This is a genomic window from Streptomyces sp. NBC_00247 (assembly GCF_036188265.1).
In the GTDB taxonomy this organism is placed as follows: Bacteria; Actinomycetota; Actinomycetes; order Streptomycetales; family Streptomycetaceae; genus Streptomyces.
In genome coordinates, this window is record NZ_CP108093.1 from 6,090,170 (window position 1) to 6,109,018 (window position 18,849).

General features: G+C 73.7%; 16 protein-coding genes and 5 tRNA genes. 14 read left to right on the forward strand and 7 right to left on the reverse strand.

Features of this window, described 5'->3' with window-relative positions; all coding sequences use genetic code 11:
* Nucleotides 1–146 precede the first annotated feature (146 nt).
* The 6 genes from OHT52_RS26550 to OHT52_RS26575 all read left to right on the forward strand — a co-directional run bounded on the left by OHT52_RS26550 (nucleotide 147) and on the right by OHT52_RS26575 (nucleotide 9,430).
* Nucleotides 147–1,010 (forward strand): MetQ/NlpA family ABC transporter substrate-binding protein, encoded by an 864-nt coding sequence (locus OHT52_RS26550; RefSeq protein ID WP_328722706.1) that lies wholly within the window; start codon nucleotides 147–149, stop codon nucleotides 1,008–1,010.
* A 136-nt stretch (nucleotides 1,011–1,146) separates the two neighbouring features.
* Nucleotides 1,147–1,785: a GNAT family N-acetyltransferase gene (locus OHT52_RS26555; protein ID WP_328722707.1), complete on the forward strand. Its 639-nt coding sequence runs from the start codon at nucleotides 1,147–1,149 to the stop codon at nucleotides 1,783–1,785.
* Between the two features lie 135 nt (nucleotides 1,786–1,920).
* A complete protein-coding gene (gene cbiE, locus OHT52_RS26560; protein ID WP_328722708.1) occupies nucleotides 1,921–3,192 on the forward strand; it encodes a precorrin-6y C5,15-methyltransferase (decarboxylating) subunit CbiE in 1,272 nt (423 codons plus the stop codon).
* Between the two features lie 335 nt (nucleotides 3,193–3,527).
* On the forward strand, nucleotides 3,528–6,944 hold the full coding sequence (gene cobT / locus OHT52_RS26565) for a nicotinate-nucleotide--dimethylbenzimidazole phosphoribosyltransferase (protein ID WP_328722709.1): 3,417 nt from the start codon (nucleotides 3,528–3,530) through the stop codon (nucleotides 6,942–6,944).
* A gap of 286 nt (nucleotides 6,945–7,230) precedes the next feature.
* A complete protein-coding gene (gene cobA / locus OHT52_RS26570; protein ID WP_328722710.1) occupies nucleotides 7,231–8,484 on the forward strand; it encodes a uroporphyrinogen-III C-methyltransferase in 1,254 nt (417 codons plus the stop codon).
* A 133-nt stretch (nucleotides 8,485–8,617) separates the two neighbouring features.
* Entirely contained in the window at nucleotides 8,618–9,430 is an 813-nt protein-coding gene (locus tag OHT52_RS26575; RefSeq protein ID WP_328722711.1) for a TrmH family RNA methyltransferase, read from the forward strand.
* Here the strand turns inward: OHT52_RS26575 and OHT52_RS26580 are convergent.
* Nucleotides 9,421–10,818, reverse strand: a complete 1,398-nt coding sequence (locus tag OHT52_RS26580; RefSeq protein ID WP_328722712.1) for a serine/threonine-protein kinase — start codon at nucleotides 10,816–10,818, stop codon at nucleotides 9,421–9,423. The two genes, OHT52_RS26575 and OHT52_RS26580, sit on opposite strands and share 10 nt — an antisense overlap.
* 607 nt (nucleotides 10,819–11,425) lie before the next feature.
* On the opposite strand from OHT52_RS26580, the gene OHT52_RS26585 reads away from it, so the two are divergent.
* From OHT52_RS26585 to OHT52_RS26595, 3 genes are all read left to right on the forward strand, one after another.
* Complete coding sequence (locus tag OHT52_RS26585) at nucleotides 11,426–11,632, forward strand: hypothetical protein (protein ID WP_328722713.1); 207 nt, start codon at nucleotides 11,426–11,428, stop codon at nucleotides 11,630–11,632.
* A gap of 286 nt (nucleotides 11,633–11,918) precedes the next feature.
* Nucleotides 11,919–12,881 carry a phosphotransferase enzyme family protein gene (locus OHT52_RS26590; RefSeq protein WP_328722714.1) on the forward strand — a complete coding sequence of 321 codons (963 nt, stop codon included), beginning with the start codon at nucleotides 11,919–11,921 and terminating at the stop codon, nucleotides 12,879–12,881.
* A gap of 66 nt (nucleotides 12,882–12,947) precedes the next feature.
* Entirely contained in the window at nucleotides 12,948–13,235 is a 288-nt protein-coding gene (locus OHT52_RS26595) for a TFIIB-type zinc ribbon-containing protein (protein ID WP_328722715.1), read from the forward strand.
* A gap of 121 nt (nucleotides 13,236–13,356) precedes the next feature.
* Here the strand turns inward: OHT52_RS26595 and OHT52_RS26600 are convergent.
* From OHT52_RS26600 to OHT52_RS26620, 5 genes are all read right to left on the reverse strand, one after another.
* Nucleotides 13,357–13,431, reverse strand: a tRNA-Val gene (locus tag OHT52_RS26600).
* A 23-nt stretch (nucleotides 13,432–13,454) separates the two neighbouring features.
* A tRNA-Val gene (locus OHT52_RS26605) sits at nucleotides 13,455–13,526 on the reverse strand.
* Nucleotides 13,527–13,547: 21 nt separating this feature from the next.
* Nucleotides 13,548–13,619 (reverse strand) — tRNA-Val (locus OHT52_RS26610).
* Between the two features lies 1 nt (nucleotide 13,620).
* Nucleotides 13,621–13,694, reverse strand: a tRNA-Cys gene (locus OHT52_RS26615).
* Nucleotides 13,695–13,733: 39 nt separating this feature from the next.
* Nucleotides 13,734–13,806 (reverse strand) — tRNA-Gly (locus OHT52_RS26620).
* A 164-nt stretch (nucleotides 13,807–13,970) separates the two neighbouring features.
* On the opposite strand from OHT52_RS26620, the gene OHT52_RS26625 reads away from it, so the two are divergent.
* The gene (locus OHT52_RS26625; protein WP_328723908.1) at nucleotides 13,971–14,993 is read left to right on the forward strand and encodes a chorismate-binding protein; all 1,023 of its coding nucleotides are present in this window, start codon (nucleotides 13,971–13,973) and stop codon (nucleotides 14,991–14,993) included.
* A gap of 73 nt (nucleotides 14,994–15,066) precedes the next feature.
* A complete protein-coding gene (locus OHT52_RS26630) occupies nucleotides 15,067–15,909 on the forward strand; it encodes a GNAT family N-acetyltransferase (protein WP_328722716.1) in 843 nt (280 codons plus the stop codon).
* A 95-nt stretch (nucleotides 15,910–16,004) separates the two neighbouring features.
* Here OHT52_RS26630 and OHT52_RS26635 read toward each other — a convergent pair whose 3' ends face one another.
* On the reverse strand, nucleotides 16,005–16,520 hold the full coding sequence (locus OHT52_RS26635) for a DsbA family protein (RefSeq protein ID WP_328722717.1): 516 nt from the start codon (nucleotides 16,518–16,520) through the stop codon (nucleotides 16,005–16,007).
* Between the two features lie 221 nt (nucleotides 16,521–16,741).
* Here OHT52_RS26635 and OHT52_RS26640 point away from each other — a divergent pair, with 221 nt between their 5' ends.
* The 3 genes from OHT52_RS26640 (at nucleotide 16,742) to OHT52_RS26650 (ending at nucleotide 18,847) form a co-directional block, all read left to right on the forward strand.
* Nucleotides 16,742–17,200: a hypothetical protein gene (locus OHT52_RS26640; protein ID WP_328722718.1), complete on the forward strand. Its 459-nt coding sequence runs from the start codon at nucleotides 16,742–16,744 to the stop codon at nucleotides 17,198–17,200.
* Between the two features lie 309 nt (nucleotides 17,201–17,509).
* A complete protein-coding gene (locus OHT52_RS26645; protein WP_328722719.1) occupies nucleotides 17,510–18,529 on the forward strand; it encodes a LacI family DNA-binding transcriptional regulator in 1,020 nt (339 codons plus the stop codon).
* Nucleotides 18,530–18,691: 162 nt separating this feature from the next.
* The gene (locus OHT52_RS26650) at nucleotides 18,692–18,847 is read left to right on the forward strand and encodes a hypothetical protein (RefSeq protein ID WP_266702407.1); all 156 of its coding nucleotides are present in this window, start codon (nucleotides 18,692–18,694) and stop codon (nucleotides 18,845–18,847) included.
* Nucleotides 18,848–18,849 lie beyond the last annotated feature (2 nt).

Here is an 18,849-nt window from a genome sequence, read left to right on the forward strand (position 1 = left end):
GCACCTCGCCGCGTTGTCGCAACATCCGGACACACCCAGTGTCCGGACACTCCTCGGCCTTGCGACGCACCGCGTCCGACGCCGCGCACCGAACCACCGCGGATGACGGGACGGCCCACATCACCCACCTGAAAGAGGCACTTTTCGTGCGCAAGACCATCAAGCTCTCCGCGGCAGCCGCCGCCACCGCCGCCCTCGCCCTCGGCCTGAGCGCCTGCGGCACGGACTCCGACCCGTCCGCCGGCGGCACCGGCGCGAGCGCCGACACCTCCAAGGCGCTCGTCGTGGGCGCGTCCCCGACGCCGCACGCCGACATCCTCGACTTCGTGAAGAAGAACCTCGCCGCGAAGGCCGGCCTCAAGCTGGAGGTCAAGGAGTTCACGGACTACGTCCTGCCGAACACCGCCACCGAGAACGGCCAGATCGACGCCAACTTCTTCCAGCACAAGCCCTACCTGGACGACTTCAACAAGAAGAACGGCACCCACCTCGTGCCGGTCGTCAACGTCCACCTGGAGCCGCTCGGCCTCTACTCCAAGAAGGTCGGGGCGGTCGGCGACATCAAGGCCGGCCAGACGATCGCGGTGCCCAACGACACCACCAACGAGGGCCGCGCGCTCCTGCTCCTCGCCGACGAGGGCCTGATCACGCTCAAGTCCGGTGTCGGCACCGACGCCAAGCTGAGCGACATCACCGACGCCAAGGGCCTGAAGTTCAAGGAGCTGGAGGCCGCCACCGTGCCCCGCGCCCTGGACGACGTCGACGCCGCCGTCATCAACGGCAACTACGCGATCGAGGCCAAGCTCACGCCGTCGAAGGACGCGCTCGCCATCGAGAAGGCGGAGGGCAACCCCTACGCCAACATCCTGGTCGTCAAGAAGGGCGGCGAGAAGGACCCCCGCGTCGAGAAGCTCGCCAAGCTCCTCAACAGCGACGAGGTCAAGAAGTTCATCGAGGACACCTACAAGGGCTCGGTCATCCCCGCCTTCGGTACCCCGGTCTCTTCCTGACCCACCCCGCACGCCCACGGAGCCCCGCACCTCCCGCCGAGGAGGTGCGGGGCTCCGCCGCGCGGACCCGCCCATGCGCGGCGCGCGCCCGATACTGCATGCTGTGCCTTTACCGGTCTTCGGCATGGAGCTGCGCATGACTACCACCTTTCCGTCGATCTCGATCAGCACGGACCGACTGGTGCTGCGCCCCTACGACATGTCGGACCTCCCGGCGCTGACCGACATGATGAACGACGAGGCCGTCACCGCCTGGACGGACGGCCCGCAGCCGTACACCCGGATCGACGCCGAACGCTGGATCCGGCGGATCGCCCCGGGCGAGCGCACCCAGGGCCACGGCATCGTCTTCGCCGTCCACGAGTTCCTCACCCAGCGACTCGTGGGCTCCGTACGGCTGCTCAACACCGACTGGCGCACCCGCTCCACCGAAGTCGTCTACGTCACCGCCCACTGGGCGCGCGGCGAGGGATACGCCACCGAGTCCGTACTGGCGCTCGCCGAGTGGCTCTTCCGCGACCAGGCCTTCGAGCGGATCGAGTTGCGCACCCAGGCCGACAACACCGCCTCCCAGCAGGTCGCGCAGAAACTCGGCTGCATCAGCGAGGGCGTCCTGCGCAACGCCCGGATAGCGCGGACGCAGACGGAGGACGGCGGCTGGGCCGACTTCCGCACCGACCTGATCGTCTGGGGACTCCTGCCGGAGGACCTCGACGGCGTCGCCGAGCAGCTCGCGGACGCGGGCGGCTACGGCACCTACGACGACTGGAACTGACGGGGACCGCCGCCCGCCTCCCCTGCGGTCCGGCCCCGGGAGCGACCCGATAACCTCTACCCGGCTCCTTCGCGCGGGCACCCCCGGCGGAGGACACCCGCTCACGCCCCCCACATCTCCAGGAGACGGACGACGATGGCCGACCGCGTCACGGTGATCGGCTGGGACGGCTCACCGCTGACCAGAGCGGCCACCGCAGCACTCTCCGCCGCCACGCTCGTCGCCGGCGCCGCGCACCACCTCGCGCTCGCCGAAGTACCGCGGGGCGCCGAACGCATCCGCCTCGGCAGCGTGGACCTCGCCGCCCGGCGCATCGCCGGACACCGGGGGAGCGCCGTCGTCCTCGCGGACGGCGACCCCGGCTTCTTCGGAGTCGTACGCACCCTGCGCGCGCCCGAACACGGCCTGGAGGTCGAGGTCGTGCCCGCGGTCTCCTCCGTCGCCACCGCCTTCGCCCGTGCGGGGATGCCCTGGGACGACGCCCAGGTCGTCGTCGCCCACCCGAAGACCCTGCGACGGGCCGTCAACGTCTGCCGGGCCCACCACAAGGTCGCCGTCCTCACCTCGCCCGGCGCCGGCCCGGCCGAACTGGCCCTGCTGCTCGACGGCGTCCACCGCACCTTCGTGATCTGCGAGGAACTCGGCACCGCCCGCGAGCGCGTCACCGTCCTCACCTCCGACAAGGCCGCCGACCACGCCTGGCGCGACCCGAACGTCGTCATCGTCGTCGGCAGCGGCCCCACCACGGCCGCCGCCGGCTGGATCGGCGGCCGTGATCCCGCCCGCCCCGACGGCGTACGGGGCTGGGGGCTGCCCGAGGACGCACACCGCCGGGCCGCGAGCGGGGCCGCCGGGCGCGACCACGCCGGAGACGACCGGGCGCGACCGGAGCAGAGCGCCGAGGGCGAGTCCGCCGGGATGCGCGCCGCCCAACTGGCCCGGCTCGGCCCGCGTACGGGCGACCTGGTCTGGGACATCGGTTCGGGCACCGGTGCGCTGGCCGTCGAAGCGGCCCGCTTCGGCGCGGCCGTCATCGCCGTCGACCGGGACCCGGCCGCCTGCGCCCGGGCGACCGCCGCGGCCCGCTCCTTCGGCGTGGCCGTCCAGGTCGTCCAGGGCCTCGCCCCCCACGTGCTCGAACGACTTCCCGAACCCGATGTCGTACGCATCGGGGGCGGCGGCGTTCGGGTGGCCCTCGCCGTCGCCGACCGGCGCCCCGAGCGGATCGTCACCCACGCGTCCACCCGGGACCAGGCGGAAGCCCTCGTCACCGCGCTCTCCGGCGGCGGTTACACGGTGGAATGCGTGCTCCTCCAGTCCGTGGACCTGGACACCTCGGCCTGGGAGGAACGCGAACGGTCCGTCGCGTTCCTGCTCTGCGCGGTGCGTTCGGACCTTGCCCCGTGACCAGGTCGCTACAGCGCGGAAGGTAGGCTGGCGGATTGTTGTACCGAACCCGGTCGTTCGTCGCTTCGTGCGTCAATGTCCGGAAAAGGGAGCCATTTTGTTTCTCCCTGTGGTACGGCACAACCGGGACGGCGTGAAGTGGCGCAGTCCACAGCGAACCGCGGCGCGACAAACCTGTCGCCGTGGCGAACGGCCGCGAGAATATGTAGAGGTCCGCGGGCGTTTCGTGCCGCGCGGCGAGCCCGCTCGTTCTAGTTGGCGAGCACCGGCGTGCCGTGACGCGGGCGTCCCGGGCGATGGGCCGAAGGAGCACTGACGATGGGCGAGGGGTACGCATGACTGACACCGGCCAGATCCCGGGCGAGGGACAGCCGGAGAACGCAGGCATGGTGGAGCAGCCGGGCGTCCTCGCCCCGGATGCCTACACCTACCTCGATCCCTCCGAGCAGGCGCCCTACGAAGACGACGTGCTGTTGATGCCCGCCGCCCAGGGCTCGTGGAGCGATCCGCAGGTCGTCCCGGCTCCCGCCGCGGACGCCTATCAGCAGTTCCCGCAGCAGAGCACGCACCCGTCCCAGGAGCCCGTGGCCCAGGGGCCCGCGGGCCACGATTCGGGGGCCTACGACCTCGGCGCGGTGCGGACCCAGGCGCCCGCACCCGTCGCCGCGCACGCGATGGCCTCCGCGCCGTCCCGCCGTCCGCTGCACCGCGGCCCCTCGGTCGACGGTCCCTCCTACGGCGGGCAGAGCGGAGTCGTGCGCTCGCTGGCCGACCGCGGCCCGGCCGGGTCCCCGCAGCCTCCGGCTCCGGCGCGTACGGTGCCCCCGGCCCCCGTGGCGCCCGAGTACCCGGCACCCGCCGAGGTTCCCGCGCCCGCCGAGGCCGTGCGGGCCGAAGCCCCGGTGCGGGCGGAAGCGCCCGTACAGGCCGAAGTCCCGGCGCCCGCCGAGGTTCCCGCGCCCGCCGAGGATCCCGCCGCGCAGGCGTTCGCTCTCCCGGGCCCGCAGCTGGGCGAGATCCCGCTCCAGGGGGCCGCCCCGTGGGGTGCGCCCGAGCCGGTCCCCGCCGCGGACGGGCGGCCCGTCGCGGACGCGGACCCGGCGGAGGAGGCCCCCCTGCCCGAGCCCGCCGAAGCCGCGCCCGTGGAGGCCCCGTACACCGGGACCGTTCCCGTCGCCGCGGAGCCGACGGGGACCGTCCCCGCGGACTTCGTACCGGCCCAGGCGCTCCCGGGGTCCGCACCGGAATTCGAGCCCGCGCCCGAGGCGGTACCGGGCTTCGAGACGGCCGCCTCCGCCCGGGAGCCCGCGCCGGTCGACGCCCTCGCCGAGGCGCCCGCGGAGATCGCGGCGGAAGCCCCGGCGGTGGTTCCGGTGGCCGGCCCGGCAGAAACGGTCGTCCCCGAGGCCCCCGCGCCGGTCTTCGCGCCCGAGGGCGCCCAGGAGCCGTACTTCCCCGCACAGGGCTCGGTGCCCGACACCGGGTTCGCCGCGCTCGGGCTGCCCGAGCAGGTCCGGGACCACCAGCCGCAGGAGTACCGGGCGCCCGCCGAGCAGACCGTCGCCGAGCCCGCCGCCGCGGAGCCGGCCGCCGAGCCGATCCAGGATGCCGAGCCGCTCCGGGCCGAGCCCGTCGCCTTCGACGCCGCCCTTGCCGCCGTTCTCCCGGAGCCCCCCGCAGTGGCCGACAGCGCCCAGGAGTTCGCCGCGCCGCAGGCCGCCGGAGCGCCCTGGGCCGTCGAGCCCCCCGTCGCCGGACAGGACGGCGGGCCGCAGTACACGGAACCGGAACACCAGAACGTGCGACAGGAACAGCTCCACCCCGCCGAGGCTCCCGAAACCCCGGTCTTCGAGGCCGTACCGGCCGAACCGGCAGCACCGGCCGGACCCGCGGCGGACGCCGTCCTGACCGCCCCCGCCGAGGCCGCCGAAGCGCCCGCCGCCGAGGAGCCGGAGACCGAGTACGCCGCCGCCGAGGAGCCGGAGACCGAGTACGCCGCCGCCCCCGAGGAGCCGGCGACCGACCCGGCCCCCGGCTACGACGACGCCGAGCGCGAGGCCGTGCTGCGCGTCATGCGCGAGCGCCGTGACATCCGCAACGGCTTCCGCAGCGACCCCATCCCGCACGAGGTCCTGCTCCGCGTGCTGGAGGCCGCGCACACCGCGCCCAGCGTCGGCCACTCGCAGCCCTGGGACTTCGTCGTCATCCGCTCGGCGGAGACCCGGCGTTCCATGCACGAGCTCGCCCAGCGTCAGCGCGACGCCTACGCGAAGTCGCTTCCCAAGGGCCGGGCCAAGCAGTTCCGGGAGATGAAGATCGAGGCCATCCTCGATACCCCCGTGAACATCGTCGTCACCGCCGACCCCACCCGCGGCGGACGCCACACCCTGGGCCGTCACACCCAGCCGCAGATGGCCCCGTACTCCTCCGCACTCGCCGTGGAGAACCTCTGGCTCGCCGCCCGTGCCGAGGGACTCGGCGTCGGCTGGGTCAGCTTCTTCGACGAGCGCGAGATGGTCCGCGCCCTCGGTCTGCCCGAGCACCTCGAAATCGTCGCGTACCTCTGTGTCGGGTACGTCGACGAGTTCCCCGATGAGCCCGAACTGATGCAGGCGGGCTGGTCCAAGCGCCGCCCGCTCTCCTGGGTGGTCCACGAGGAGACGTACGGCCGCCGGGCGCTGCCCGGCGAGGAGCCGCACGACCTGCTCCAGGAGACCATCGCCAACATCCGCCCGCTGGACGCCAAGGCGCTCGGAGAGGCGTGGGAGCGACAGAAGCGGATGACCACGCCCGCCGGCGCGCTCGGCATGCTGGAGATCATCTCCGCGCAGCTCGCCGGACTCTCCCGGACCTGCCCGCCGCCGATCCCGGAGCCCGCGGCCGTCGCGATCTTCGCCGGTGACCACGGCGTGCACGCCCAGGGGGTGACCTCCTGGCCCCAGGAGGTCACCGGCCAGATGGTGGCCAACTTCCTGGCCGGCGGCGCCGTCTGCAACGCCTTCGCGAGCCAGGTCGGTGCCGAGGTCTGCGTCGTGGACGTCGGTGTCGCCACCGAACTCCCCGCCACCCCCGGCCTGTTGCCCCGCAAGGTGCGGCCCGGCACGGCGGACTTCACCACCGGTCCCGCGATGAGCCGCGAGGACGTCCTCGCCGCGATCGAGGTCGGCATCGAGACCGCCCGCGACCTCGTCGCCGCCGGTAACAAGGGTCTGCTCATCGGCGAGATGGGCATCGCCAACACCACGGCGTCGGCCGCCCTCATCTGCGTCTACACCGGGGCCGACCCCTCCGAGGTCACCGGGCGGGGCACCGGCATCAACGACGAGATGCACGCCCGCAAGGTCGACGTGGTGCGCCGCGCCCTGGAACTGCACCAGCCCGACCCGTCCGACCCGATCGGCGTGCTCGCGGCCGTCGGCGGCCTGGAGCACGCGGCCATGGCCGGCTACCTCCTGGGCGGCGCCTCGCTGCGCACCCCGGTCATCCTGGACGGCGTGAGCGCCGGTGCCGCCGCCCTGGTCGCCCGTGCCATCGCCCCCGAGGCGCTGGCCGCCTGCATCGCGGGTCACCGCAGCGCGGAGCCCGGCCACGTGGCCGCGCTCAACAAGCTGGGCCTGCGTCCGCTGATCGACCTCGACCTGCGGCTCGGAGAGGGCACGGGCGCCCTGCTCGCGCTCCCGATCGTGCAGAGCGCCGCGCGCGCCATGCACGAGGTCGCGACGTTCGACTCGGCGGGCGTCACGGAGAAGTAGGGCGTGTTCCGAAGGTCCCGCCTTCCGCCCTCCCGGCGGACCGCGCCCCTTTCTGAAACACGTCCCCGTACCCGGGGCCGTCCCCGGGTACGGCCCTGCCCTCCGGCGGCCCCACCCCGTAAGGTGGTCCCCGCCCCACCTGCCGAACCCGCACGTCACAGCCGCTCCAGAGCCGCAGCGGCAGTCCCGACCGCCGCCGCGTCCCGTACGCCGGACCGGACGGACTCCCCGTGCGGCGCCGCACCGCGCCGTACGCACCGTTCCCTGCCGAGGAGCCAGCACCGCCATGGCCGAGCACGTCGATCACCCCGCGTACCCCGTCGGACTGCGCCTGAGCGGGCGCCGCGTCGTCGTCGTCGGCGGCGGCCAGGTCGCGCAGCGCCGCCTCCCCGCGCTCATCGCGACCGGGGCCGACATCACCCTCGTCTCGCCCTCCGCCACCCCCTCCGTGGAGGCGATGGCCGACGCCGGGGAGATCCGCTGGGAACGCCGCCGGTACACGGACGGCGACCTCGCCGACACCTGGTACGCGCTCGTCGCCAGCAGCGACCCCGAGGCCAACGCCGCCGCCTCCGCCGAGGCCGAGCGCACCCGGACCTGGTGCGTCCGCAGCGACGACGCGGAGGCGGCCACCGCCTGGACCCCCGCCACCGGCCGCAGCGAGAACGTCACGGTCGCCGTGCTCACCACCACCTCCCGGGGCCGCGACCCCCGCCACTCCGCCGCCGTGCGCGATGCCATCGTCGAAGGACTCCGCGACGGCACCCTCGCCGCCCCGCACCACCGCACCCACACCCCGGGCGTCTGGCTCGTCGGCGGCGGCCCCGGCGACCCCGACCTGATCACCGTGCGGGGCCGCCGGCTGCTCGCCGCGGCCGACGTCGTCATCGCCGACCGGCTCGGCCCCCGCGACCTGCTGGACGAGCTGCCCCCGCACGTCGAGGTCATCGACGCCGCGAAGATCCCCTACGGCCGCTTCATGGCCCAGGAGGCCATCAACCGGGCCCTCATAGAACACGCGAAGGCGGGCAAGGCCGTCGTCCGCCTCAAGGGCGGCGACCCGTTCGTCTTCGGCCGAGGCATGGAGGAGGCCCAGGCGCTGGCCGCCGAGGGCATCCCCTGCACCGTCGTCCCCGGCATCTCCAGCTCCATCTCCGTGCCCGGTGCCGCCGGAATCCCCGTCACCCACCGGGGCGTCGCCCACGAGTTCACCGTCGTCAGCGGCCACGTCGCCCCCGAGGACCCCCGCTCGCTGGTCGACTGGGAGGCCCTGGCCCGACTGCGCGGCACCCTCGTCCTCCTGATGGCCGTCGACAAGATCGGGGCCATCGCGAAGGCCCTCGTCGCCCACGGCAAGGACCCCGCCACCCCGGTCGCCCTCGTCCAGGAGGGCACCACCGCGGCGCAGCGACGCGTCGACGCGACCCTCGCCACCGTCGGCGAGCGGGCCGTGGCCGAGGACGTACGTCCGCCGGCCGTCATCGTCATCGGCGAGGTCGTCGCCGTCGGCCCCGACGCCACCGCGACCCCCACCGCGTAAGACCGGCGGCCCCGACGCCACCGCGTAAGACCGGCGGCCCCGACGCCACCGCGTAAGACCGGCGGCCCCGACGCCATCGCGTAAGACCGGCGGCCCCGGCCGTCGCCCCCACCCCGGACAAGGCAGCACTCCTGTGGCAGAGATCATCACCGTCGAGGACCCCGACGACCCGCGCCTGCACGACTACACGGGCCTCACCGACGTCGAACTGCGCCGCAGACGCGAACCCGAGGAGGGCCTCTTCATCGCCGAGGGCGAGAAGGTGATCCGCCGCGCCGGGCACGCCGGGTACGCGATGCGCTCCATGCTCCTCACCCCCAAGTGGACCGAGGTGATGGGCGACGTCATCGAGGCGGCCGAGTCCCCGGTGTACGTGGTCACCCCCGAGCTCGCCGAGCGGGTCACCGGGTACCACGTCCACCGCGGTGCCCTCGCCTCGATGCGGCGCGAACCGCTGCCCGACGCGGCCGGTCTGCTGGCCGGTGCCCGCCGGGTCGCCGTCTTCGAGGACATCGTCGACCACGCCAACATCGGGGCCGCCTTCCGCAACGCGGCGGCCCTCGGCGTCGACACCGTCCTGCTCACCCCGCGCTGCGCCGACCCCTTCTACCGGCGGGCGGTGAAGGTCTCCATGGGCGGCGTCTTCCAGGTGCCGTGGACCCGCCTGGAGTCCTGGCCCGAGGGCGTCGGGGTGCTGCACGCGGCGGGTTTCACGGTCGCCGCGCTCTGCCTCAGCGAACGGGCGGTCACCCTGGACGAGCTCGCCGCGCGCGAGGACGAACGGCTCGCCCTCGTCTTCGGTACGGAAGGGGCGGGCCTCGCCCCGAAGACGCTCGCCGCGGTCGACGACCACGTCCGCATCCCGATGGACGCCGGAGTCGACTCGCTCAACGTGGCAGCGGCCTCCGCCGTCGCGTTCTACGCGACCCGGCCGCGTCAGGCCTGACCGGCACCCCGTGGCGTGCCGGCCGGGGGAGCGTGCCCCGGCCGTCCGTCCGGCGAAAACTGCGAGGCCGGCCCGCCGAGGCCGCGCGCCGGTCCCTGGCAGCCCTGCGCGGCCGCGATACCGAGCGCCACCAGCAGCGTCACCACCACGAAGACGAACAGGCGCTGCCGCAGCAACCGTGGGTTCGCCGGACGCCGCCCGGTCCCGGTCGGCCTGGCCCCGGGACGGGTGCCCGGCCTGCCGTTGGTGCCGTTCGTGCCGTTGGCGGGGCCGGGCCGCTTGCCCGGGCGGACCGCGCCGCGTCCCGTCCGGGGCGGACGTACGGCACCCGGACGGGACGCCCCCGGACCCGGTCGGGAAGCGGACACCGAAGCCGAGGACGTGCTCCCGGACGTCCCCGGACCCGCCGGGGCCGGCGCGGGACGACGGCCCTGCGGCGAACGCCCGGTCGACGGTCCCTCGTGCCTGCGTGTCTGCTGCTCGGTGTACGGGCCGTCGAGTCGGCCGGTGGGCCGGTCGGCCTCGTGCGCCGAACGCTGGACGGGCGGACGGCTCTCGTGCAGCCCCTGCGCCTCGCGCGCCGCGATCTCCTTGAGCCGCATCGACAGCTGCAGGGTGCTGGGCCGCTCCTCCGGGTCCTTCGCCAGACACGCCCGCACCAGCGGAGCGAGTGCGTCGTGGACCTCGGAGAGGTGCGGCTCCTCGTGCACCACCCGGTACAGCATCACCTCGGAACTGCCGTGCCCGAAGGGGGAGTCCGCCGTCGCCGCGTACGCGAGGGTGGCGCCCAGCGAGAAGACGTCCGTCGCGGGCGTCACCGCCGCCCCTCGCACCTGTTCCGGTGCGAGGAACCCGGGGGAGCCGACCGCCGTACCGACATGGGTGAGGGTGCTCGCCCCGGTCGCCCAGGCGATGCCGAAGTCGATGATCCGCGGGCCCTTGGGGGAGAGGAGGATGTTCGACGGCTTGAGGTCCCGGTGCACCACCCCGGCCTCGTGGACCGCGACCAGGCCCTCCGAGAGCGCGGCCCCGATCGAGGCCACTTCCGAGGCGGACAGCGGCCCCTCCTCGGCGACCTTGTCGTGCAGCGAGGGGCCCGGTACGTACTGCGTGGCGAACCAGGGCCGTTCGGCGTCCAGGTCCGCGGCCACCAGCCGGGCGGTACAGCCGCCGCGGATGCGCCGCGCGGCGGATACCTCGCGCGCGAACCGGGACCGGAACTCCTGATCCTCCGCCAGATCGGGCCGGATCACCTTCAGGGCGACCCGCTGTCCCCGCCGGTCCGAACCCAGATAGACGACACCCATCCCGCCGGCCCCGAGCCGCCGGTGCAGCCGGAACGAGCCGACGAGACGCGGGTCCTCGCGCCGGAGCCGCATCATCGCCATCGTCTGCCCATCCCCGCTGCCTGGTCCGCCTGACGAGGCACAGCTTACGTACCCGGCGCCCGGCGCGCTCAGAGGCCGCGCCTTCACCGGGGATTCGATTGTCCGTGCCGCACGGGACGCGTGAAGAACGGTCAGCAGTAGGCCGATCCGGGCGATTCCCTCCCCGGCCGGGTCCAAAGGGGCGTCGGTGTGCGGGGATTGGTGCCCCGCCGCCGATCCGGGCGGCCCGGCCACCGTCCCCCGGGCCGCCCGGACCGCGTCCCGTGAGCCCCGCCGCCCCGCTTCCTCACCGTCGTGGGAGCCGGGTGCCCGAAGGAGGCGGCGTGAGTGATGTCACCCGTCGTGCCGTGTTCCCGGAACGGACACCGCCCGCGGCCGGAAGGTTTCCCCGCCCGGGCGGCTCCGGCCCGTCTCCACCCGTGTACACCCCGTCTCCACCCAGGGGAGTACTCCGGCCGTCCACGGCTCATCCTCCTGGAGGCCCGTCGATCGGTACGCGGGCATGACGCCCGTCCGGCCCGCTCTCCCTACGCTGGAAAACGAACGAGGGCGGAACCCTCCCAGCCGGGACCGGCCGCCGACGTTCACCTCGGTCAGGAGAGGAACCATGCCGGACACGGCCACGCGGAGCACGCTCCGCGCGCAGGGACGCAAGGCGTACGAAGCGTTCGGCGGGCGTCCGTCCGGTACCCGTCACCCCCTCGTGGCGGTGGCCATGGTCCTTCCCCTGGCGGCACTGCTGGTGGTCGTCTTCGGCGGCTGGGAATCAGTGGTCGCACAGGCGTCGTCCGTGGGCGCGATGATGGGGCGCTGACTGGCGCCTCCCGGTTCGGAAGAGCGGTCCGGACCGGACATCCGCCCAACAGCCCCGTGGGGACGGGGGTACGGCGGACGGCAGCGTTTGTCCGGCCGGCTGGGGAGCCGGCCGGACAACGCGCTCTCCGGGACCGCCGCGGCGTGCGGACCGCGCGTCGGGGACCCGCGCGGACGACGGACCGCCGCAGGTCCGAAGAGCGGGTCAGGGGGACCCACGCGCTCTCCGGACCGCGGAGCCCGCCCCGCTAACCTGGGGCTTTGCCACCACTCTCGCCGGGGGACCCGTGAGCAGCGCCGAGGTCGTACGCACACTGGGCGGGCTGGCCCATGCCGCCGCCCACCCGGCGTCCGGCGCTCCGTGTCCCTGCCCGCCGCCCACGGTGCTCGCCGACCGGCCGGACGGAACCGTCGTCCGCAGCGGCGGAGTCGTCGCGAAGGCCCACGCACCCGGTACCGGCGGCCCGGACTTCGCCGCCCGCCTCGCCCTCGCCGCCGCGCCGGCGCTCCGCGGCGTACTGCTGCCGCCGCTCCCCGCACCGCACCCGCTCCCGCGCGCGGACGGACGCCCCGTCACCCTCTGGCCGTACGGAGACCCCGTCGACCCCGGGGACCACGAGGCGGCTCCCTGGGAGGAGGCCGCCGGCCTCCTCGGCCGCCTCCACCGCACCGCGCCCCCGGCGCCGCTCCCGCCGATGCGGGGGCCCGCCAAGGTGGCGCTCGCCGTCGCCCGGATGCGGGCGGCCCGCTCCGCCGACCCGGCCCGCGACGCGGTCCTCACCGCCTGGGCGGCGCTGCCGGCATGGGCCCGCGCCGAGGCGCCGGTTCCGGCGGGCCGTGCGGGATTCCTCTGCCACGGCGACCTCCACCTCGGCCAACTTGTCCGCCACCCGGCCCCGCACGGCTCCTGGCTGCTGATCGACATCGACGACGCGGGGACGGGCGATCCCGCCTGGGACCTCGCCAGGCCCGCCGCCTGGTACGCCGCCGGTCTGCTGCCCGGGACGGTCTGGACGCGGTTCCTGGACGCCTACCGGGCGGTGGGTGGTCCGGCCGTCCCGCCTGCGGGCGACCCGTGGCCCGAACTCGACGTGCCCGCCCGGGCCCTCACGGTGCAGACCGCCGCCCTCGCCCTCGCCAAAGCGGCGGAGCAGGGCCGGGAGCCCGACGAGGTCGAGCGGATGATGACCGACGCGTGCGCCCGTATCGCCTCGCTCCCGCCCGAGTTGGCGGCCGGCCGCACGTCGTAGGGTGAACCGACCGTCATCGGGCAGGAATTCCGGTGGCGGACCACCGAACGGCGAGGAGCCGAGCCGATGATGCAGTGTCCGAAGTGCCACGCGCAGATGCACACGTACAACCGCAATGGTGTCCAGATCGAGCAGTGCAGCGGCTGCCGGGGGATATTCCTGGACTTCGGTGAGCTGGAGGCCCTGACGCGGCTGGAGTCGCAGTGGACACAGCAGGCGCCGCCCGCGCCGCCGGCCCCGCAGGCCTATCCCGCCGCCGGCCCCGCGTGGGGCGCCCCGCAGCACCACGGCGGCGGCCACTACGACCACCACCACCGCCAGAAGAGCTTCGGCCGGATGCTCTTCTCCTCCTGAGCCGGCACAGCCGCCCGCCGGTCACGCACGCCGGGCGGCACCTCCGGACCTCCCGAAGCGACCCGGGACGCGACCCGGGCAAAGCGAAAACCCCGGTCGTGGAGACGACCGGGGTTTTCCGTGGTGCGCGATACTGGGATTGAACCAGTGACCTCTTCCGTGTCAGGGAAGCGCTCTCCCGCTGAGCTAATCGCGCAGGGTGAACCTGCGTGTACTGCGTGCGCGATACTGGGATTGAACCAGTGACCTCTTCCGTGTCAGGGAAGCGCTCTCCCGCTGAGCTAATCGCGCGGGAAGATCCTTGCGGATCAGTGGACGATACTGGGATTGAACCAGTGACCTCTTCCGTGTCAGGGAAGCGCTCTCCCGCTGAGCTAATCGTCCTTGGAGGTGGAGACGGGATTTGAACCCGTGTAGACGGCTTTGCAGGCCGTTGCCTCGCCTCTCGGCCACTCCACCAGAATCGGGGGTTCCGGGAAGATCCCCCTTTTTCCTGCGAGCGGACGACCAGGTTCGAACTGGCGACCTCAACCTTGGCAAGGTTGCGCTCTACCAACTGAGCTACGTCCGCTTGTCTTTCCCGTTCCGCTTGCGCGTCCCGGCGACGTGTTGAACTCTAGCGGATTCCTGGGCCAGCACAAAAACGCGTTTGCGCAGCGTGCTGCGGCCCCCTCGCACCACCCCGGTCCGAGGAGGCCGCGACCTACACTCGACCGCGTGTCCGACATTGCCCCCATGGCCCGCTTCGGCGGCCTCGTAGCCTTCGGTCTCCGGGACGTGACCAGCGATCCGGCGGCCCTCGACTCCGCCGGCTTCTGGGCCGTCTCCGCGGACTTCGAGGGGCGTGTCGTGTGCGCGCGCTTCTCCTCCGTACGCGAGGAACCGGTGCCCCCGCCCGTCCCCGGAGCCTGGCGCGGCCCCGGCCCGGGGGAGTGGACCTCCTCGATGGACCGCGAGACCTACCAGGACGCCGTACGCCGCATCCGCGCGCACATCGCGACCGGCGGGGTCTACCAGGCGAACCTCTGCAGGGTCCTCTCCGCTCCGCTGCCCGATCCCGACCGCGCCGACGTGGACGCGCTGACGGCCCTCCTCGCGCGCGGGAACCCCGCCCCCTACGCCGGCACGCTCCGGCTTCCCGGCCACGGGATCGAGATCGCGACGGCGTCCCCGGAGCTGTTCCTCTCGCGCGACGGGCGGACCGTCGAGTCCGGGCCCATCAAGGGGACCGGGCGCACCGAGGCGGACCTGCTGGAGAAGGACCACGCGGAGAACGTGATGATCGTCGACCTGGTCCGCAACGATCTGGGCCGTGTCTGCGCCACCGGCACGGTGCGCGTCCCCGATCTCTGCGTGGTGGAGAAACACCCCGGCCTGGTCCATCTCGTCTCCACCGTGCGCGGGGAGCTCGGCGACGGGGCGGGCTGGCCCGAGCTGTTCGGCGCCGCCTTCCCGCCCGGTTCGGTGAGCGGGGCTCCCAAGTCCAGCGCGCTGCGGATCATCGGGGAACTGGAGACCGCGCCCCGTGGTCCCTACTGCGGCGCGGTCGGCTGGGTCGACGCCGACCGGTCGACGGCGGAGCTGGCGGTCGGCATACGCACCTTCTGGATCGACCGCACCGGCCCCGTGCCGTGCGTGCGCTTCGGCACCGGGGCGGGCATCACCTGGGGCTCCGACCCCGCGCGGGAGTGGGACGAGACCGAGCTGAAGGCTTCCCGGCTGCTGGCCGTGGCGTCCGGAGCCCTCCCCTCCTGCTGAAGACCCGCCGCGGGCCGGGTGCCTTCTGCCGACGGGGTGACCGGGAGGCCCCCGGGCCGGTAGAACGGGTCCGGTGACCACGACCCTGCGGCCGACCGGGCCGACCCAGCAGAGCGCCGACGGCGCGCGGAGCCGTACGTACGACGTGTGCGACAACGGGCGGCCCGTCGGTACCGTGACCCTCTCCACGGACCCGGCCTTCGGCCCGGCCACCGGCGTCCTCGAAGGTCTCCGCGTCGAGGAGCACCGCCGCCGCCGGGGGCGGGCGATCATCGCCTCGCTCGCCGCCGAGGAGGTGCTGCGGGACTGGGGGTGCGTGGAGGTGCGCGCCGAGATCCCGGCGGGGAACGAAGCGGCGCTGGGGCTCGCCGCCGTGCTCGGCTACACCGAACGCAGCCGGAACATGGAGAAGGCGACCGCCGTGACGGCCGCCACGCTCCCGCCCGGTCTGGCAGGGCGCCCGATGCGGCCCGCGGAGTTCGTACCGTGGCTGGCCACCCGCCACGAGGAGTACGCACGGGAGTGGACCGAGCGGGGCGTCCCCGAGGAGCAGGCCCGCCACAAGTCGGAGACCGACCACGCGCGGCTCCTCCCGCTGGGCCTGGCCACTCCGGGCGCGTACATCGACGTCCTGGAACGTGAGGAGGACGGCCGGCCCGCGGGCCACGTCTGGGTCTCCGGCCGCCCCACCGGGCCCGGCGGGTCCGTCGGGCACGTCTTCTACGTCGAGGTGGACCCGGAGTTCCGGGGGCGGGGGTACGGCCGCGCCCTCATGGGACTCGCCGACGACATGGCGCGGAGCGCGGGCTTCGACCGGATCGGGCTGCACGTCTTCACGTCGAACACGCCGGCCCGCAGGCTCTACGAGTCGCTGGGGTACGAGCCCACCTCGTACAACCTGGTGAAGGCGCTGTAGGCGCTCCGGGCCCGGCCGTGCGGGCCGGGAGCCGCCGGGCTGCACGGCGGCTCCCGGCGTCCCGACCTCGCCGCCCGGGAGCCTGTCCGGGCCGGTCAGCCCCGGGCCGTGAGCAGCCGGTCGACGAGGGACTCGATCCGCTCGCGCAGCCCGTCCTGGCTCTTCCCGCCGTCCAGACGCTCGTCGCCGACGACGTAGGTCGGGGTGCCGGTCACCCCGATCGCCTTCCCCTCGGCCTGGTCGGCGTCGACGATCAGCAGATGCCGGCCGTCGATCAGGGCGGTGTCGAACTCCTCGGCGTCCAGGCCGAGTTCACCGGCGATCTCCAGCAGCAACGGTTCGCCCGCACGGGAGAGCTCGGCGGTCCGCCCCAGTACCGCCTCGATGTACGGCCAGTCCTTGCCCTGGGCCGCGGCCTCCTCGGCGGCCTGGGCCGCCGCGTACGCGTGCTTGTGCTTCTCCAGCGGGAAATGCCGCAGCCGGATTTCGACGCGGTCGCCGTACCGGGCGCGCAGGGCGTGCACATCGGTGAGGGCGCGGTGGCAGTCGGGGCATTCGAGCTCGCACCAGAGATCGACGACGACGGGGCTTGCGGGGGTGGAATCGCTCATGCGGCCAGTCTTCCAGCAGGCGGGGAGACCACCCAATCGGCGACCTGCCGGGACCGGCCCCTCCTCGAAGGACCGTCCCACAAGGAGTTGCGGGACACCCCTCAGGCCTCAGGAGGAGTCGGACCCCGAAAAGTCCCTGACGATCGGCCGACGCCATGGCCCGGTCCGCGGCGGGCGGTGCACGATGGAAGGGACGTCCGTTCCTGCTGCTGGAGGCTTCGATGATTGCCGAGACCATGTGTTCCGCGGCTTCGGCGGCGGGCCTGGGCATCGCCGCGGTGACGGCGTACCGCAAGAGGTTCCTCGCGGCGGCCCGGATCGCCGCGTACTCGCTCGTCCCGATCGGTCTCGTCCTGACGGGCGTCGTGGAATGGGTGGCGGGGATCGCGTTCGAGCCGAGCGTGTGGGTCGGCTTCGTGCTGCTCGGCGCCGCCTGGCTGCTCTTCGTCACCACCCGGGCGGTGGAGCGCCGCCGCGGGCTGACCCGCGAGGAGCGCAAGGCCGCGCGCAGGGGCGGGGAGAACGACAGGATCGCCCCGGCCGCCTCCGCGCCCCGTCCGGCTGCCACCGGACAACGCCCCGGCGCCCGTCCCGGGGCGAAGCCCGGCGAGACGGGGAAGGCGGAGCCGGGGGACGACTTCAGCGACATCGAGGCCATCCTGAAGAAGCACGGTCTCTGAGCCCGTCCACGGCCCCGCGCCCGGCCGCCCGTCGGCCCCGCGCCCGGCCGCCCGTCGGCCCCGCGCCCGGCGTCCGCGTCGGGCTGAATTGATTCAGCCTGCGTGGGGAGAGCGGCGTGCGGCCCGGTGCCACGAGGGTGGGAGGCCGTAACGGCCCGATGCCGGGGAGCGGGCGTCCGCAGCGGATTGAATCATTTCATGAGTCCGCCCGGCTCCCGGACCGGCGGAGGCGCTCCGTACGATGGGGAGAATCCGCCGACCGGGTACGGCGGCCGAGGGGCAGCAGTGGGCATCAGTGGGGCAGGACAAGTGGCGCGTGTGGCAGGGATCAAGGATGTGGCCCGGCTGGCCGGGGTCTCGGTGGGCACGGTCTCCAACGTCATCAACCGGCCCGACGCGGTGCTCCCGGAGACGCGCGCCCGCGTCGTCGCCGCCATCGAGGAGCTGGGTTACGTACGGAGCGAGTCCGCCCGCCAGCTCAGGGCGGGCCGCAGCCGCATCATGGCGCTGCTCGTCCTCGACATGGGCAACCCGTTCTTCGTGGACGTGGCCCGGGGCGCCGAGCGTGCCGCACGGAAGGCCGGCCTCGGGGTCATGGTCTGCAACAGCGACCAGAACCCGGCCGAAGAGGCCGAATACCTCGGCCTCTTCGCCGAACAGCGGGTCTGCGGCGTCCTGGTGACTCCGGCGGACGCGAGCGGACGCAATCTGGAGTCGTTCGGCCGCCACCGGATTCCGTTCGTCCTGGTCGACCGGGTGGCGTCCGGCCCGGACTCCTGTTCCGTCTCCGTGGACGACGTACGCGGCGGGGCGCTGGCCGTGGGCCACCTCCTCCGGGCCGGCCACCGGAGCGTCGCGTACGTCAGCGGTCTCGGTGATCTCCACCAGATCCGCGACCGCCGGGTGGGGGCCCTCGCGGCCCTCGCCGGGGCGGGTCTGCCCCCCGAGGCGCTCGTCGAAATCTCCTCCGACCGGCTCGACGTCGCGGCCGGCCGCGATGCCGGCGCCCGGCTGCTCGGTCTGGTGCCCCGTCCCACCGCCGTCTTCTGCGCCAACGACCTGCTCGCCCTCGGGCTCCTGCAAGCGCTCTACGCGGCCGGGGTGCGCGTGCCGGAGGACGTCGCCATCGTCGGGTACGACGACATCGAGTTCGCCGCGGCGGCGGCCGTCCCGCTCACCTCCGTACGGCAGCCCGCCGTCCGGATGGGACAGCTCGCGGCGGAGCTGCTGCTGGAGGAAGCGGACGACGACTCCGGCACCCACGAGCACCGGAACGTACTCCTCCAGCCCGAACTCGTCGTCCGCGCCTCCAGCGCCGCCCATCGCTGACCCGGCCCGCACTCGACGCCGCTTCCGACGCACGGGCCCGGCGAACACCCGGCGGAAAGTCGTCTTCGTGAGCGATTTTTGCGCTTCTTCGAGGTGAACTCCCGGCCCCAAAAGCTGGGTTGATCACCACGGTGGCCCCGGCTGGGTCATGATCGCTACGAAATGTTGGACACATCCCGGGGCGAAGCCCCCGCACAGACCGCCGAAGAGCCGCGTGGCTGCCTCTTCGCTCTCTCCCAGCCGCCGCTGATGATCTTCCTCACGGTGGTCGGCGGCCTGATCCTCATGGCCGCACTGCACGATCTCTTCCTGCTGTGAAC

Coding starts and splice junctions, on each gene's coding strand:
- OHT52_RS26555 (WP_328722707.1), top strand. CDS start 1,147: ATGACTACCACCTTTCCGTCGATCTCGATCAGCACGGACCGACTGGTG.
- cbiE (WP_328722708.1), top strand. CDS start 1,921: ATGGCCGACCGCGTCACGGTGATCGGCTGGGACGGCTCACCGCTGACC.
- cobT (WP_328722709.1), top strand. CDS start 3,528: ATGACTGACACCGGCCAGATCCCGGGCGAGGGACAGCCGGAGAACGCA.
- cobA (WP_328722710.1), top strand. CDS start 7,231: ATGGCCGAGCACGTCGATCACCCCGCGTACCCCGTCGGACTGCGCCTG.
- OHT52_RS26580 (WP_328722712.1), bottom strand. CDS start 10,818: ATGGCGATGATGCGGCTCCGGCGCGAGGACCCGCGTCTCGTCGGCTCG.
- OHT52_RS26585 (WP_328722713.1), top strand. CDS start 11,426: ATGCCGGACACGGCCACGCGGAGCACGCTCCGCGCGCAGGGACGCAAG.
- OHT52_RS26595 (WP_328722715.1), top strand. CDS start 12,948: ATGATGCAGTGTCCGAAGTGCCACGCGCAGATGCACACGTACAACCGC.
- OHT52_RS26625 (WP_328723908.1), top strand. CDS start 13,971: ATGGCCCGCTTCGGCGGCCTCGTAGCCTTCGGTCTCCGGGACGTGACC.
- OHT52_RS26635 (WP_328722717.1), bottom strand. CDS start 16,520: ATGAGCGATTCCACCCCCGCAAGCCCCGTCGTCGTCGATCTCTGGTGC.
- OHT52_RS26640 (WP_328722718.1), top strand. CDS start 16,742: ATGATTGCCGAGACCATGTGTTCCGCGGCTTCGGCGGCGGGCCTGGGC.
- OHT52_RS26650 (WP_266702407.1), top strand. CDS start 18,692: ATGTTGGACACATCCCGGGGCGAAGCCCCCGCACAGACCGCCGAAGAG.